Source organism: Pseudoalteromonas sp. R86517 (assembly GCF_042466295.1).
Lineage (GTDB): Bacteria > Pseudomonadota > Gammaproteobacteria > Enterobacterales > Alteromonadaceae > Pseudoalteromonas > Pseudoalteromonas atlantica.
On the sequence record NZ_JAXHCB010000001.1, the window covers coordinates 3482909 to 3498581 of the forward strand.

The 15673-nt window shown below is 41.6% G+C and carries 21 protein-coding genes; 14 read left to right on the top strand and 7 right to left on the bottom strand.

The window, feature by feature from the left end; genetic code table 11:
- Positions 1–10: 10 nt before the first annotated feature.
- The 3 genes from SJY38_RS15735 to SJY38_RS15745 form a co-directional block, all read right to left on the bottom strand.
- Positions 11–379, bottom strand: a complete 369-nt coding sequence (locus SJY38_RS15735) for a hypothetical protein (protein ID WP_055255272.1) — start codon at positions 377–379, stop codon at positions 11–13.
- A complete protein-coding gene (locus tag SJY38_RS15740) occupies positions 379–1998 on the bottom strand; it encodes a S41 family peptidase (protein WP_377110165.1) in 1620 nt (539 codons plus the stop codon). The genes SJY38_RS15735 and SJY38_RS15740 overlap by 1 nt, the downstream gene beginning before the upstream one ends.
- A 108-nt stretch (positions 1999–2106) precedes the next feature.
- Positions 2107–2766: an endonuclease gene (locus SJY38_RS15745; RefSeq protein WP_256851684.1), complete on the bottom strand. Its 660-nt coding sequence runs from the start codon at positions 2764–2766 to the stop codon at positions 2107–2109.
- Positions 2767–2892: 126 nt separating this feature from the next.
- On the opposite strand from SJY38_RS15745, the gene SJY38_RS15750 reads away from it, so the two are divergent.
- Positions 2893–3243 carry a VOC family protein gene (locus SJY38_RS15750; protein ID WP_029773327.1) on the top strand — a complete coding sequence of 117 codons (351 nt, stop codon included), beginning with the start codon at positions 2893–2895 and terminating at the stop codon, positions 3241–3243.
- On the opposite strand, the gene SJY38_RS15755 is transcribed toward SJY38_RS15750, so the two are convergent.
- Both SJY38_RS15755 and SJY38_RS15760 read right to left on the bottom strand, forming a co-directional pair.
- Positions 3218–3934: a hypothetical protein gene (locus SJY38_RS15755; protein WP_121638119.1), complete on the bottom strand. Its 717-nt coding sequence runs from the start codon at positions 3932–3934 to the stop codon at positions 3218–3220. The two genes, SJY38_RS15750 and SJY38_RS15755, sit on opposite strands and share 26 nt — an antisense overlap.
- 143 nt (positions 3935–4077) lie before the next feature.
- On the bottom strand, positions 4078–4329 hold the full coding sequence (locus SJY38_RS15760) for a Rho termination factor N-terminal domain-containing protein (RefSeq protein WP_241232283.1): 252 nt from the start codon (positions 4327–4329) through the stop codon (positions 4078–4080).
- A 231-nt stretch (positions 4330–4560) separates the two neighbouring features.
- On the opposite strand from SJY38_RS15760, the gene SJY38_RS15765 reads away from it, so the two are divergent.
- Complete coding sequence (locus SJY38_RS15765; protein ID WP_004589368.1) at positions 4561–4941, top strand: hypothetical protein; 381 nt, start codon at positions 4561–4563, stop codon at positions 4939–4941.
- Between the two features lie 10 nt (positions 4942–4951).
- Here the strand turns inward: SJY38_RS15765 and SJY38_RS15770 are convergent, their stop codons facing one another.
- Complete coding sequence (locus SJY38_RS15770; RefSeq protein ID WP_004589367.1) at positions 4952–5392, bottom strand: PaaI family thioesterase; 441 nt, start codon at positions 5390–5392, stop codon at positions 4952–4954.
- A gap of 177 nt (positions 5393–5569) precedes the next feature.
- Between SJY38_RS15770 and lexA the strand changes: the two genes are divergently transcribed.
- The 5 genes from lexA to SJY38_RS15795 all read left to right on the top strand — a co-directional run bounded on the left by lexA (position 5570) and on the right by SJY38_RS15795 (position 10829).
- Positions 5570–6187 carry a transcriptional repressor LexA gene (gene lexA / locus SJY38_RS15775; protein WP_004588213.1) on the top strand — a complete coding sequence of 206 codons (618 nt, stop codon included), beginning with the start codon at positions 5570–5572 and terminating at the stop codon, positions 6185–6187.
- A gap of 472 nt (positions 6188–6659) precedes the next feature.
- The gene (gene coxB, locus SJY38_RS15780; protein WP_004588214.1) at positions 6660–7796 is read left to right on the top strand and encodes a cytochrome c oxidase subunit II; all 1137 of its coding nucleotides are present in this window, start codon (positions 6660–6662) and stop codon (positions 7794–7796) included.
- Complete coding sequence (ctaD, locus tag SJY38_RS15785) at positions 7796–9388, top strand: cytochrome c oxidase subunit I (protein ID WP_004588215.1); 1593 nt, start codon at positions 7796–7798, stop codon at positions 9386–9388. The genes coxB and ctaD overlap by 1 nt, the downstream gene beginning before the upstream one ends.
- On the top strand, positions 9388–9918 hold the full coding sequence (locus SJY38_RS15790) for a cytochrome c oxidase assembly protein (RefSeq protein ID WP_004588216.1): 531 nt from the start codon (positions 9388–9390) through the stop codon (positions 9916–9918). The genes ctaD and SJY38_RS15790 overlap by 1 nt, the downstream gene beginning before the upstream one ends.
- A gap of 35 nt (positions 9919–9953) precedes the next feature.
- Complete coding sequence (locus SJY38_RS15795) at positions 9954–10829, top strand: cytochrome c oxidase subunit 3 (RefSeq protein WP_004588217.1); 876 nt, start codon at positions 9954–9956, stop codon at positions 10827–10829.
- Here the strand turns inward: SJY38_RS15795 and SJY38_RS15800 are convergent.
- Positions 10729–11040, bottom strand: a complete 312-nt coding sequence (locus SJY38_RS15800) for a DUF2909 domain-containing protein (RefSeq protein WP_348735554.1) — start codon at positions 11038–11040, stop codon at positions 10729–10731. The genes SJY38_RS15795 and SJY38_RS15800 overlap by 101 nt on opposite strands.
- A gap of 14 nt (positions 11041–11054) precedes the next feature.
- On the opposite strand from SJY38_RS15800, the gene SJY38_RS15805 reads away from it, so the two are divergent.
- The 7 genes from SJY38_RS15805 to SJY38_RS15835 all read left to right on the top strand — a co-directional run bounded on the left by SJY38_RS15805 (position 11055) and on the right by SJY38_RS15835 (position 15662).
- The gene (locus tag SJY38_RS15805) at positions 11055–11795 is read left to right on the top strand and encodes an SURF1 family protein (protein WP_286741752.1); all 741 of its coding nucleotides are present in this window, start codon (positions 11055–11057) and stop codon (positions 11793–11795) included.
- Positions 11785–12279 (top strand): hypothetical protein, encoded by a 495-nt coding sequence (locus tag SJY38_RS15810; protein ID WP_004588220.1) that lies wholly within the window; start codon positions 11785–11787, stop codon positions 12277–12279. Before SJY38_RS15805 ends, SJY38_RS15810 begins: the two co-directional genes overlap by 11 nt.
- Before the next feature lie 30 nt (positions 12280–12309).
- On the top strand, positions 12310–13299 hold the full coding sequence (locus tag SJY38_RS15815; protein WP_121638114.1) for a heme A synthase: 990 nt from the start codon (positions 12310–12312) through the stop codon (positions 13297–13299).
- A 12-nt stretch (positions 13300–13311) separates the two neighbouring features.
- Positions 13312–14241: a heme o synthase gene (cyoE, locus tag SJY38_RS15820; RefSeq protein ID WP_289076102.1), complete on the top strand. Its 930-nt coding sequence runs from the start codon at positions 13312–13314 to the stop codon at positions 14239–14241.
- Positions 14238–14855, top strand: a complete 618-nt coding sequence (locus tag SJY38_RS15825) for an SCO family protein (RefSeq protein ID WP_024033911.1) — start codon at positions 14238–14240, stop codon at positions 14853–14855. Before cyoE ends, SJY38_RS15825 begins: the two co-directional genes overlap by 4 nt.
- Before the next feature lie 163 nt (positions 14856–15018).
- Positions 15019–15291 (top strand): STAS domain-containing protein, encoded by a 273-nt coding sequence (locus SJY38_RS15830; RefSeq protein ID WP_004588224.1) that lies wholly within the window; start codon positions 15019–15021, stop codon positions 15289–15291.
- An 8-nt stretch (positions 15292–15299) separates the two neighbouring features.
- Positions 15300–15662, top strand: coding sequence for a response regulator (locus tag SJY38_RS15835; RefSeq protein WP_029773320.1), 363 nt, complete (start codon positions 15300–15302; stop codon positions 15660–15662).
- Positions 15663–15673 lie beyond the last annotated feature (11 nt).

A 15673-nucleotide genomic window follows, 5' to 3' on the forward strand; every position in this document is an offset into this window, starting at 1 on the left:
TAATAGTATTTTATCGTGCTTTACAATTTACGTTTTTAAGCTCAATAGATATATCTTTTTTAGGATAATAAAGCACGCACTGCTTGTCGATTATTTGTAAAACAAACTTTTCTGGCTTGATATTATGCGCGCCCATTATGGGCATACCATTTGAGTCTTTACTATTTCCATGGCTTAATAATAGCTCGCTGCGTTTAGTAAAAACGGTGTCGGCCAGTGTAACTAGTGTGCCGCCCTTTGCTTTTATAATCGCTTGCTGGAGCGTGGCTATAACGCCTGGGTTTACCTCGGTTAGTAGTGCAGGCTTAGCAGTGGCATTACTCATACTGTTACAGCCTCCAATAAATAATAAGGTTAATATTGCCAGTAGTTTAGCCATTACTTATCCTTATTTAACGTAGGCCAGGTTAAATCCATATTGCCACGGTTAACGTTATTAGGTGCGTTTAAAGGTAATAGCTGCTTGCTATCGCCAGCAGCGCTTTGTACTTGCGTTTTAATACTTGCAGAGGCGGTGCTAACAGGGCACGTGCCGTTATTATCAATATGATAAAGCGCAGTAGAGAGTATCCCTTCGTTTGGATCGCCTAGTTGATTATCAAAGTCGTCACTGACTACACAGCCTTTTACATCAGCATCAAACTGTGGTGTAGGCGTTGGCGTAAAGCCTGCTGCATATTCACCAAACCCTTTACTGTTAATACCGCTAAATTGAATGGTGTAATAGGTGGTGCCACAGTTATGTGTTGGGGTAAAACCGTATGGTTTACCGCAGGTTGTGTCGCCAATGAGCACTACCTCGGCGTCAATGCCTTTTAAGCCATTAATAAAGGCTTCTGAGGCTGAACACGTACCCGATGTACTAAGCACATACACCTTAGATAGGTTTAAATCGGGGAGGCTTTCGCCAGTGCTAAAAAAAGTTGAGTAATCAATTTCTTCATCTATAAACGGAAAAGGCGACTCTACCGGTTGTTTATCGTTCTGCTGAGTTTGGTAATAAATACGGTTTTGAATGTTGGCGCTGCCCGCCACCATGTAAGCCAGCTGCGAAGAAAGCGCTAATAAACCGCCTCCGTTATATCTAAAGTCGATAACAAGCTCTTCTACGTTATCGGTTTTAAATTTATTAACTGCAGCAATTAAGCCTTCTTGGGCAATACCTATATGGCTATTAAACTGCATGTACCCTACGCTAGTGCCATTTGCAGTGGTAATGGTTTTTACGTTTTGTACAGGTGTTTGCTCTATGTTGCCGGCAGTTACGTTAAAGGTTTTTTCAGCGCCATCGTTACTGCGCACAACGATGGTGTGCGAGTCGCCATTAGTGGGGCTAAATAAGCCTTCGTTTAAGGTATCTACGCCTGCTTGTGTGCTGGTATTAATGCTTACGCCATCAACTTCAAGTACGGTATCGCCACGTTGAAAACCAATTTGGCTTGCTGGTGAGTCGTCTTCTAGGTAGGCAACACGTAAAACTCTATCAGCTGGGTCGCCAATAAATGCCCAATTTATACCATAGCCTGAGGTTACACCTGATTGCGCTTCTTGGAAGTAGTCCTCAGAAGGCTCTGAAAAATGGAAATTATCTTTTTTAGCGCCAGAATCGGTTAGTTCTTCGGTTTTTAGTTGGGCAAAATAATCGGCCACTGTAGCAAAGTTTTCAGGGTCGTTATCGGCTATTTCATCATACCAAAGGTAGGTTTCGTCGCTCCACGAGCGAAGCCAAAGCTTTTCGTAAAGGGCCGAACCGGCTTGGTCAGGGTAGGGCTCATTATTATTAAACGGATCGTTACCTGTGCGTGGGTTTTCGCAAAAGTTTTTTAACTCCTCCGATGGCTCAAATACACCTGCCGTCCAAGTTGGGGCTGAACTAGCAGGGGGGGCGACGACTGGGTCGGGCGTTTCATTCATGCTGCTACCACCGCCACAGCCCACAAGCGTTAGGCTTGAAAGTGCAGCAATAATAGCGAGTGTTGCTTTATTATTTTTAAACATACAAAACTACTTTTTGTAAATAAGTTGTTTAAAATACTACAACACCCGCTCATTTATTCAACGTATTCACCCCTAAATTATGTAAATGAGTGTATACACTTAGGTGTGCTACAGCTTACTTGCGCTGCTTTTATCTGCAAATGCTTGTTTTTGCCAAGCATCAAATAGCTTTTGTTGTTTAGCTGATATTTTTAAGCCGTATGTTTTTTGCATATAGGCGTAGGTGTCGGCAATGCGCTTACGGGCATAAAAAGGAGGCTCTACAACGCGTTGTTTAAAGTTAACCTTTACTTGGCAACGGCCATATTGGGTGGCGTTTTCGCTAAGCATACCAAAGCGATAGTTAGAGCGATCTGCGTTAATTTCGCCAATAGCAGGGGCTAAATTGTTTATATCGGCTTCCATTTTTCTAAATTTAGCACTGACCTTGCGACAGTTTTTACGACCACCGTTTTGCCAGCATTGTAGCTGGTGACCAAATTCCCACGCCGGCACTATATGCTCCCACTCTATACGCAGTGCACGTACATTAACCTTGCCAGAGGAAGTTAACGTATTACGTGGAATATAACCACAGTTGCTAGGGTCGGGGATTAGCTTTTTACCTTGTTTTTTAATGTCGCAGCCGCAGTAAAGGCTTTTGGCGTTTTCGGGTAGGGTTTTAATTAAGTGCCTTTTAGCCGTTGAAAAACGGGTAAATTCTTCACTCGATGCAGAAAAACAAATACAACAAGCCACAAAGGCCAAAATAAATTTAAGCATATCCATCACATACGTGAACTACAGGAGGCGCTAGTCTAAAGTTTTGCTGCTAAAAGATAAAGCCTGAACAAATTTTAATCCGCAATGCTTAGTACACTCTATACTGATATAAAAAATAGCGAGGAGATGACTATGCTAGGTGCTTTTTCAATAAGTTTAACGGTTAAAGATATTAGAGCCTCAAAAGCGTTTTACGAAAAGCTGGGCTTTAGCGAGTTTGCAGGTGAGATAGAGCAAAACTGGCTAGTGATGAAAAACGGTGAGCACTTAATTGGCTTGTTCTCGGGTATGTTTGATAAAAACATGCTGACCTTCAATCCTGGCTGGGATCAAAACGCACAAACCGTTACAGAGTTTAAGGATGTTGATGCGCTTAGCGAATATTTTCAAAGCGCTCATATCCAGGTTGAGCCTGTGGGTGATAAAAGTTTTATTATTACCGACCCAGACGGCAACCCTATTTTGATTGACCAACACGTGTAAGTTTTTTTAGCCTAACGTTTTGTATTAATAAAATAATACCGCATAAACAAAATAGTACGCTGGTGGCTGCAAAACTGATGAGAAGCGGGTTGTTAAAATCTTCTCGCTCATCGTAATCCATTATGTGTAGCATCCAAAAAAAGTCGAATATGCGCCATAGTGTGCTGCGAACGGTGATAACTTTGCCGTTAATTGCATTTAAATACAGCGTGGTATTAAAGGTGTCGTTAAATTGTACTTGCCACACATTTGTTTTATATCCCACCTCTCGAGTGCCTTGTTTTAAAAGCGTTGTGCTAATTGGCTTAGCGTCGATGAGTAAATGCGCTTGTGCATTAGCGGTAATTTGTATTTTAGTGGGTGGCTGAAAAGGGCGCCCCGTTAAACCATTAAAGCTTTGCTGCTCGTCAGTATTAATAACAGTAATAAGCGGGGTCGTTAAAAAGTGCTCAAACACTATTTGCGTGGGGTTAGGCACTTGCGCAGTAATATTATCGAGTGATGTGGGGTAGTCTGCTTGAGTAAATGGGTTTGTAAGTGTGCGCTTAGCAAGGTGCTTACCGTGTACGTATTCAAGTGGTATCGCGCTCATTACTAAGCCGCCTAACAGCCAAGCTAAAATTTGTAAGGCAAGTAAATAGCCTAGCCACTTATGTAGTTTTCGAGCGCGCTTAAATAGTTGTTTTCTCATTTTGTGCTTCTTATTATTTTTAGCGTTAGTGTATTACAGCAGCCCATGCTTTTACTGCGGCATTTTGTCGCAGTTATTCATAAGCTTACTCTAACTTTATAAAAATAATAAAAAGGAGCGATAAAAAATCAGTGAGGCTGTGTTTAATGCTCACGTAAGGCATTTATTAGCCCTTGTTTACTCATTTTAGAGCGGCCGCTAATGCCGAGCTCTTTAGCTTTATTGTACAGCTGCTTTTTAGTGCGCTGCTCATACTTTGAGGCTTTGCCGCCTTTAACTGCGGTTTTATGAGTATTGCTATTAGCAATGCGCGCGGCTTTTTGTTTGCTCATGCCTTCATCTCGAAGTGCATCGTACTGATCGTCGTTTTTAATTTGCGGGCCATGATCTGCCATAATTGTACTCCTGAAGCGTTTAATTACACAGTGTGTGTATAACTTTCATACATAAACGGTAAAATTAAGCGTAACTAGCCTAACCCGTTTTATAAGGCAAATTAGGTGCCAATGGCGTTTAAACAGGTATTTTCTATGAATAAAGCCATGTTTAGCGCTTAGTTGATTTGGTATAAAAGTAAAACTGCGTTAAAGTTTGCGATGAAACTATAAGAGGGTAAAAAGCAGACAATGTCGGAAATTCAATTTTTAAATGTAGATCTAGAGCTTGAGTCTAAACAAGATATTAGCGCCCTGGTGGCAGACTTAAAGAAAAACGCGATGGTTTTGCATTATGACAAAGACGAATATCGTCAATTGGCGCGTATTGAAGCCTCAGGTGATATAACCACGCCAGACAAAGCAATCAACCACTTATGTGAATTAATAGAGTCGTGTTCACGTAATGCGCTTAAGCAGTGGCTAAGCTGTTCGCGCAGAACGTTTGATATAGGCTTTGAGTCGGGCACGTCACCTAAGTGTTTTAACCAAGCTCTACATGCAGATACACTGCTACGTATATCTGCCATTGGCGCTGGTATGGAAATAACGATTTACCCTATCGAAAAGTAGCCATAGTTAATTATTTGCGCTCGACAACCGCTGCGGTCATTTTTGATACGCAGCAAAGCTCGCCGCGGCTATTGGTTATTTTTATTTCCCATACAGAACTGCGCTTACCAATATGAAATGCACGAGTAACGGCGGTTAAAGTGCCATTTCGAGAGGCCTTTAAGTGGCTGGCGCTAATTTCCTGTCCAACACAATAAAATTTTGTAAAGTCCACGACAAAGTTAGCGGCGTAGCTTGCTACGGTTTCAGCAAGTACCACATTTGCGCCACCATGTACCATACCAATAGGGTTATGATGCTCAGGAATAGCAGGCATGGTAGCCACTAGGTAATCATCTCCTATTTCGGTTATTTCTATGCCCATGGTTTTCATCAGCGTGCCTTGGCCGTTTATTCCCTCATCTAACTGTTTGCAAAGCTCTAATGTGATGGGTTGATGCCAAATACTCATAATTACTCCTTTATATTGAAAGCAAATTTATAGCATTTTAAATACTGAACGTCTGTAATTACCTAAAATTTATCCAAGTGCGGTGTATTTAGCTATTTTAAAGCACAATTTAAATTTGCGATTTTTATTTAACTGTATATACTCACAGTTAAATGTACTGTATGGAAAACCAGTTGTATGCGACCATTAACTAAACGCCAAGCTCAAATACTCGAACTAATAAAAGTTTTTATTAAAGACACTGGTATGCCTCCTACACGTGCCGAAATTGCGCAAACACTCGGTTTTAAAAGTGCCAATGCCGCAGAAGAGCACTTAAAAGCGCTTGCCAAAAAAGGTGTTATTAAAATGAAACCAGGCGCAAGCCGTGGTATTCAATTGGTTGAAGAAGAGGAGCCTGAGCAACTAGGTCTACCATTAATAGGTAGAGTTGCAGCGGGTTCGCCTATTTTGGCGCAAGAACATGTTGAGAGTCACTGTAAAATAGACCCACTTATGTTTAAACCAGCCGCCGACTTTTTATTGCGTGTTAACGGCATGAGTATGAAAGATATAGGTATTATGGATGGCGACTTACTTGCTGTACACCGTACTCAAACAGCAGAAAACGGCCAAGTTGTGGTTGCACGAGTAGATGAAGACGTAACCGTAAAACGCCTAGAAAAAGCAGGCCGAAAAGTATTATTACACGCCGAAAACGAAGAGTTTACGCCAATTGAAGTAGACCTTGAAAACGAATCTTTTAATATTGAAGGGTTAGCCGTTGGCGTAATAAGAAATGCCGACTGGATGTAATTTTTAACTGTTTTTAAGTAATATCTATAAATGCGCACTTTTTAGTGTGCATTTTTGTTTTAAAAACAGACCTTCCACCATCTCAAAGCGCCCTAAAATTATTTAGGCTGTAAACTTTTTTTCACTCATACTTTTATCTTCCTAGGCGTGTTACATCCCTTAATTTTGCTCGTATCTTGGCTGTTAAATAACAATTTAATACGTCGTCATTTAGTCAATTTTAAAATATCACTTGATTGTTTTTTATACTAAAACTTGCTTGTTGTACGTTTTTTAGCTAATCATTAATGTGCTGGACTAACAATAACTCACAGCTTTTTAGTTATGAGAACACACAATATACACAAACCTTTTGTTGTCCTAGCGATACCAATCAAAAATAAGATTGGTTAAAAAATAAAAATAACGAATTGGCGTTTAAGCCGTATGCCTCTTCGCTTTGCATTCGCAATAGCATCAAAGGAGCCGTCACATGGGTAAACTGACCTCTACCTTGTGGCTTGTGTTGATTATGTTCCCGCAGCAAGTGCTGGCTAATAGCCAATACAATATGCGCAAGGGCGTAACCGATATAAGTAATAATGTATATCAGCTACACATGACCATATTTTTAATATGTTGTGTGATTGGGGTGATAGTGTTCGCAATAATGTTTTGGGCACTGATTCATCACCGTAAATCTAAAGGGGCAGTTCCTGCCCAATTTCATGAAAGTACCAAAGTAGAAATTCTTTGGACTGCCATTCCGTTTGTTATTTTAATTGCCATGGCAATCCCTGCCACTAAAACCCTCATTGCGATGGAAGATGCCAGTAAGGCCGACTTAACCATTAAAATTACAGGGTCACAGTGGAAGTGGCATTATGAATATATGGGCGAAGACGTAGAGTTTTATTCTATTTTATCTACCCCTCAAGACGAAATAGCCAACCTTGCTAATAAAAACCCTAATTATTTACTTGAGGTTGATAAACCTTTAGTACTGCCAATTAATCAAAAGGTGCGTTTTTTAATGACCTCTGATGATGTTATTCACTCTTGGTGGGTCCCCGATTTTGCCGTTAAAAAAGATGCCAATCCGGGGTTTATCAACGAAACGTGGACCAACATTAACGAAGAAGGTATTTACCGAGGGCAGTGTGCAGAGCTGTGCGGTAAAGATCATGGCTTTATGCCCGTGGTGGTTGAAGCTAAATCGCAAGAGGACTTTAACGCATGGCTTGCAGATGCTAAGCAAGCTAAGCAAAAAGCCGCACTTGCTGATGCAGCACTGCTTGAGACAACAATTCCTAAAGAAGAGCTAATGACACTAGGTGAGCAAGTGTATATGGCAAGTTGCGCTGCGTGTCATCAACCCACAGGTATGGGCTTACCGGGCGTATTTCCTGCGCTAAAAGGCAGCCCCATTGTTTTGGGTGATATAAAAGATCACATTGATGTAGTGATTCATGGCCGCCCAGGAACTGCAATGCAAGCATTTGCAAAGCAGCTCTCAATTAAACAACTTGCAGCGGTAATTACCTATAAACGTAATGCGTGGGGTAATGAAACGGGTGATGTCATCCAACCTAGTGAAATTCAGGCAGCACTTGATGCGGAGGCGAACTAATGAGTAGCATAGTAGAACAACCTAACGCCAATGACGCTCACCACGGCCACCACCCAGCCAAAGGTTTTAAACGTTGGTTATACACAACAAACCATAAAGATATTGGCAGCATGTACTTAATTTTTTCGCTGACTATGTTTTTAATTGGTGGTGCAATGGCCATGGTTATTCGGGCTGAGTTATTTCAGCCAGGATTACAATTGGTAGACCCACACTTTTTTAACCAAATGACCACAGTACACGGTTTAATTATGGTGTTTGGTGCTGTAATGCCAGCCTTTACAGGGCTTGCTAACTGGATGGTACCGCTCATGATTGGCGCGCCAGATATGGCACTGCCCAGAATGAACAACTGGAGCTTTTGGATTTTACCCTTCGCTTTTTTAATTTTATTGGCCTCGTTATTAATGCCTGGAGGCGGCCCCGCATTTGGCTGGACGTTCTATGCGCCGCTTTCAACAACGTACAGTAACGATAACACCGCAATGTTTGTGTTTGCAGTGCACATTATGGGGATTAGCTCAATTATGGGCGCAATAAACGTTATTGTGACCATTGTTAATTTACGTGCCCCAGGCATGACATGGATGAAACTACCATTATTTGTTTGGACATGGCTAATAACCGCATTTTTATTAATTGCTGTTATGCCCGTATTGGCCGGAGCGGTCACTATGGTGCTCACCGATAAATACTTTGGAACCAGCTTTTTTGATGCGGCAGGCGGCGGCGATCCGGTGATGTTTCAGCACATATTTTGGTTTTTTGGCCATCCCGAAGTGTACATCATGATTTTACCCGCCTTTGGTATTATTTCGACCATAGTGCCTACATTTTCACGTAAAAAACTATTTGGTTATGCCTCAATGGTTTACGCAACCTCCTCTATTGCATTACTGAGCTTTATAGTGTGGGCACATCATATGTTTACGACCGGTATGCCCGTTGCTGGCGAGCTATTTTTTATGTACGCGACCATGCTGATATCGGTGCCTACAGGGGTAAAAGTATTTAACTGGGTAGCCACTATGTGGCGAGGGTCAATAAGTTTTGAAGTGCCCATGCTATTTAGTATTGCCTTTATTGTGCTGTTTACTTTAGGGGGCTTTTCGGGGCTGATGTTGGCTATAACGCCTGCTGATTTTCAGTATCACGATACTTACTTTGTGGTGGCGCACTTTCATTACGTGTTAGTTACGGGGGCAATATTTTCGATTATGGCGGGGGCTTATTATTGGCTGCCTAAGTGGACGGGCAACATGTACAACATTGCCTTGGCTAAGTGGCATTTTTGGTTATCGCTGGTAAGCGTAAATGTATTGTTTTTCCCTATGCATTTTGTAGGGCTGGCAGGTATGCCGCGCCGTATTCCCGATTACGCCCTGCAGTTTGCTGATTTTAACGCAATCATAAGCATAGGTGGGTTTGCCTTTGGTTTATCGCAGTTACTCTTTGTGGCTGTGGTAATTAAATGTGCCCGAGGGGGCGATAAAGTCCCTGCAAAAGTATGGGATGGTGCTGAAGGTTTAGAGTGGGAAGTGGACTCTCCTGCGCCGTATCATACTTTTTCTACGCCGCCGGAAATTAAATAATGACACATGCACCGCTATTAAAGCGCCTAATTCTTATTTGTATAGGTATGTTTGCTTTTGCATTTGCCTTAGTGCCCTTATATGACGTGTTTTGCGACATAACTGGGCTTAATGGCAAGCCGTCGCTTGAGCAAGCTAAACAAAGTACACAGGTTGCACAAAATCGAGAAATAGGTGTGAGCTTTACAACCCATGCGCAAAGTGGTGCGCCGTTTATTGTTAAATCTAAAGAATACAGTGTTGATGTGAAACCAGGTGCCATGCGTGAGGTAATGTTTAGCGCAAAAAACACCAGTGATATCGATAAAGTAATGCAAGCGGTACCTTCTGTATCGCCCGGAAAGGCAGCCAAGTACTTACATAAAATAGCGTGCTTTTGCTTTGATCAACAACCGCTAAAAGCGGGTGAAGAACTTGAGTTTAAGCTGCTGTTTTATGTTGATACTGCACTGCCGAGCGATGTAGAAGAGCTAACTTTATCGTACACCGTATTTGATATTAGTGAGCAGCTAGTAGCAAGTAATAACTAGCCTGCATGTCTAGTGTAAAACTAGGAGCAAGTAACATGAATCAAGATTATGAAAACTACTACGTACCCGAGCAAAGTCCTTGGCCCATAGTGGGCGCGGTGGCGTTATTTTTTATTGCAGTGGGTGCGGCTTTAACAGTCATGAACTTAGAAAGTGAAGGGGGCAGCGGTGTGTACCTGCTATATGCAGGCATTGCAGTGCTGCTGTATATGATTTTTAGCTGGTTTAAAAATGTAATTAGCGAGTCTGATCAGGGCTTATATTCAGCGCAAATGGACCGCTCATTTCGACAAGGAATGAGCTGGTTTATATTCTCTGAAGTTATGTTTTTTATGGCCTTTTTTGGCGCATTATTTTACGCCCGCATACTGTCGGTGCCTTGGCTTGGCGGCGCTGGGAATAATGCGATGACCAACGAGGTGCTTTGGCCTACCTTTGAGGCCGTATGGCCACTACTAACCACACCAGCAGGTGAAACCACGCAAGCTATGGGGTGGCAAGGCTTACCCCTTATTAATACGCTTATTTTATTAGCGTCTTCGGTTACTTTGCATTTTGCTCACGTAGCCATTGAAAACAATAAACGTAAACCGCTAAAAGTGATGCTAGGGGCAACCATTTTATTGGGTGTGTGCTTTTTAGCATTGCAGGTAGAAGAATATATTTATGCCTACAACGACTTAAACTTAACACTAGATGCAGGCATTTACGGGAATACATTCTTTTTGCTGACAGGTTTTCATGGCATGCATGTGACCCTTGGCGCCATTATTTTGTTTGTTGTATTTGTGCGTATTTTAAAAGGCCACTTTACGAAAGATAAACATTTTGCGTTTCAAGCAGCGGCTTGGTACTGGCATTTTGTTGATGTGGTGTGGCTGTGTTTATTTGTTTTTGTGTATGTGTTGTAACGGTTAATGGTGAGTGATTAGCTTTTATAAAACCAAGTTTTACAGCGGCTATCACCATCACCAAAACCACCACAGAAAACAGCACGCGACGGCCTAAAAAATGCGACATAGGTCGACCGCCAGATTTATCGGTCACCATAATAAATAGCGCTTTAAACAAGTTGAAAAGTATAAATAGTAACAGCAGCACAATAATAATTTTAATAATCACTGGGTTGACCCTTTATGCAGTTAATTTTAAGGCGTAAACAAAAGCTTAGCTCATTTATCGCACTTTGCGCTGTGGTAGCTGTGGTGCTGGTATGTGTACGTTTAGGGTATTGGCAATTAGCAAGGGCTGAGCAAAAGCAGCAACAGTTAACAGCTATAGCTAACATGCAAACCCAAGGCGTAATGAGCTGGCAGCAATTACAGGCAATGCCTTCAAAGTGGAATAAAACAGGTGTAGTGGTTAAGCTTGTCGGAAAAATAATAAATCAGCAATACTGGCTTTTAGATAACCAAGTTTACCAAGGGCAAGTTGGTTACGATTTATTGGTGTTATTTAAGCCAAGCCAAGCAAGTGACGCTTTACTCGTTAATTTAGGGTGGGTAAAAGCACCTATTTCACGCAGCGAACTACCTAACATTCAACTTCCTAAACGTAATATTACGCTTAAAGCGCAGATAAAAGAGCGAAATTTAACGAGCTTTAACTTACAAACCAATTCGACAAAACAAGACCTTCAAAGACGAATTCAATCAATAGATTTACAAAAGCTAAGTGAGCAGAGTAATCAATCGTTATTTAATTTTATGGCTTATCGTCAAGGTGCTGGAGATGCGCTAGCTATACCGCATTATAAAGCGGTGGTGATGAGTCCGCAAAAGCACCAAGCGTATGCAGTGCAATGGTTTTTAATAGCCTTAGCCTGTGTAGTGGTGGCCATTTTTGCCAGTAAAAAGAGGACTAACAATGAAAAATAACCCCTTAGTTTTGTTTGTTGTATGTTGCGCTGTACCGCTAGTACTTGCATACGGTGCGCTAAAACTAGACTGGTTGCCGAGCGCCATTACCAATAATGGCGAGTTTTTACAGCACGAAGTAAAGCTTGAAAACTGGCAGCAGCACAACCCTAAGCAATGGACAATTGCGCTTAATTACTCCAATAAATGTAATGCTTCGTGCAATGAGCAGCTCAATGCGCTTGATAACTTATATATCGCCTTAGGAAAAAATCAGGGCAAAGTTGATATGGCTGTAATGGGGGCGCCTAAAGTTAAAAATATTCCTTGGAAAACCTTTAACGCGCAACAAAATTTGCAGCCCGCTAGCCTATATTTAATCGATCATATGGGTTTAGTGGTGCTTGAGTATCCGTTTAAAGAGCAACCACAAGAAAACCGTTTAGTGCAAAAAGGTTTATTAAAAGATTTAAAAAAACTGCTTAATTATTCTCGTTCAAGCTAATTAATAGCGCATTGTTAATGGGAGATTCCTATGTATAAAAATTATAAAAACTGGGTACTTGCAACGGGGTTACTTGCGCTGTTAGTAGTAGGGCTAGGTGCTTATACACGTTTAAGTGACGCAGGTCTTGGTTGCCCTGATTGGCCCGGTTGCTATGGCTTTTTAACTGTACCAAAGCATGAAGCCGATATCGCACTGGCTACCCAAAGTTACCCAGATATGATGTTTGAAACCGCCAAAGCGTGGAAAGAAATGATCCACCGTTACTTTGCAGGCGCGCTGGGGTTGCTTATTTTAGCGCTATTTGTGTTGGCTTTTGTAAAGCGCCATTACTCAAACACGCCGGTTAAATTACCGCTAGCCTTATTGTTGTTAGTTATATTTCAGGCTGCGCTGGGTATGTGGACCGTTACTATGAACTTACAACCGCTCATTGTAATGGGGCATTTGCTGGGGGGATTTAGTATTTTATCGCTAATCACTCTTTTATACTTACGTTTAACCAGTAAAACCATAGAGGGCGGAGATAGTAGCGCTAAACGCTATTTTTCATTGAGCTTAGTTGCATTGGCTGTGTTGGTTATTCAAATTGCATTAGGTGGGTGGCTTGCAGCAAATTATGCAGCGCCACACTGTAATGGCTTACCGCTGTGTAGTTATGCGCAGCCATTTTCACTCAGTAGTGTGTTTCAGCTGCCGCTTGAGCACAGTAATTATGAGTACGGAGTGCTATCGCAACAGGCGCGTATGTCTATTCATCTACTACACAGAATTTGGGCGCTAGTTACATGTATTGTGTTGGCGCTAATTATGTGGCGTATATACAGTCAGGCGCAATCTGCAAAAATAAAACACTGTACTGTCAGCGTGCTTGTTGCGCTACTTTGCCAAATTAGTTTGGGGCTTGCGGTGGTGCATTGGCACTTTCCGCTTGGGGTAGCGCTGGCGCACAATTTAATGGCAGCTATCTTGTTATTGACTATGGTTAGGTTGTGTTACTACCTAAAAGCACGCACTTAAAGGGGAATAATTATGGCACTCACACTCGACAAAAAAGAACTACAGGTTATTAGCGCACACCCTTTTATTCAACGTGCTTATAATTTATTGCAAGATTACTTAGCTATTAGCAAGTTTAAAGTAGTGGCTATGTTGGTACTTACTGCTTGGGTTGGCTTGGCACTGGCGCCTGATGTAGGGCGAGGCATTGCAGTACAATTTATTAGTTTATTAGGCATTGGTTTGCTCTCTGGCGCTGCGGCGGTAATAAATCATGTTGTTGATAGCGAAATAGATACAAAAATGGCGCGTACACGCCACCGCCCTGTAGCCAAAGGCCGGCTTAGTAAAACCCATGCGCTAAGCTTTGCAGGCGTGATAGGGGTTGCTGGTTTTATAATGCTAATGCTTTGGGCAAACACTCTAACAGCCGTACTTACTTTGTTTGCATTAGTTGGGTATGCTTTTATTTATACCTCTTTTTTAAAGCGTGCCACACCGCAAAACATTGTAATTGGTGGCTTAGCTGGGGCAATGCCGCCTTTATTGGGCTGGGTTTCTGAAACCAATCAAATGGCAGCCGCGCCATGGTTACTCGTAATGATTATATTTACGTGGACCCCACCGCATTTTTGGGCACTGGCAATAGCACGCAAAAGCGATTACGAACGCGCTAAAATTCCTATGTTGCCAGTAACTCACGGTATCGACTTTTGTAAAACGTGTGTTGTGGCTTACACCATATTACTGACGCTTGTATGTGTATTACCTTATTTAATTGGTATGTCGGGCGGTATTTATTTAGTCGGCGCATGTGTACTCAACGCACTCTTTTTGTATAAAGCAGTTAAGCTTAAATTAGCCCCTAGCGATGACACCGCAATGGACTTATTTCGCTTTTCAATTGTGCATTTAATGGTACTCTTCGTGATCTTATTTATAGATAAATGGCTCCCTTTATGAAGCAGTTACGGATTAGCTTAGTTGTAATTTTTTCGTTTTTATTAGTCGCTTGCTCAGAGCAAAATAGTGCACCCGATGTGCAAGCCTTAGTGTATGAGCAAGCAAAGCCTCTTTCTGATTTTACTCTTAACGACCAAAACGGTGAGTTAGTCACCAAAGCGCAATTTTTGGGGCAGTGGAACTTAGTGTTTTTAGGCTATACCAGTTGTCCAGATATTTGCCCATTAACGCTTGCTAAACTAAACAGCGTGTATAAAAAGTTACATAACGAATACCCACTGCAAATTTGGTTTATGTCGGTAGACCCTCAACGCGATACGCCGGTAAAACGCAAAGCGTATATTGATTATTTTAACCCTGACTTTTTAGCTGTTTCGGGTGAGCACAAAAACCTATTCCCGGTGGTTAGAGAGCTTGGTCTAATTTATGCCATTAGTGACTCGCAAGAATCAGAATATGCGGTCGATCATAGTGCTTCGGTGGCTTTAGTTGATGCAAATGGAGCGGTAAGAGCCATATTTAAGCCTGAATTCCAACAAGGAAATGTGCCCCTTATTAATACCACTCAACTTATTAGCGAATTTAAACAAATAGCGGATTACTATAAAAACTAGTTTTAAACTTTTCACGAATTTTAAAAGGAGCTTAGGCTCCTTTTTTGCTTTTTAGCGCCACTTTTAAAAGTTTTATTAATTTTTTTGAGCCTTTTATGGCAATTTTAATAACTAAGGCTAAGCTTTTGTTATGAATTGAATTGACAGGGAAAGTCCTGAAAAAATGCTAAAACTTCCAAGCGAACTTGCGATTATGCAAGTAGAGACTCTTCACCAAGATTTATTACAAGAACTCAATAGCAACAACGATATTTGTTTAGATGTCAGTGAGGTTGTTTCAGCCGATACCGCGTCAATTCAACTTTTGTGTGCCTTACAAAAACACCTACTTACCATACATCATAAAATTGTATGGGTAGGCAGCAGTGATGCACTTCAAAACGCCATTAATCAACTTGGCTTAAGTCAATATTTAACACTTGAAAGTAAAGGTTAGAGGTTTATATGAAGAAAATTTTAGCGGTTGATGATTCTGCGTCAATGCGTCAAATGGTGAGCTTTACGCTTAAAACCGCAGGTTTTGATGTTACCGAAGCAAAAGATGGCAGCGAAGCCCTCGCGATTGCCAAGCAGCAAAGTTTTGATGCGGTAATTTCAGATGTAAATATGCCCATTATGGATGGCATTACACTTATCAGAGAGCTCAGAGGCCTTCCTGATTACAAATTTACGCCGCTACTTATGCTAACCACAGAGTCAGGATTAGATAAAAAAGTAGAAGGTAAAGCAGCTGGCGCAACAGGCTGGATTGTAAAGCCTTTCAACCCGGATCAGTTACTAGCGGTACTTAAAAAAGTAATTCGTTAACTGAGGAGTGC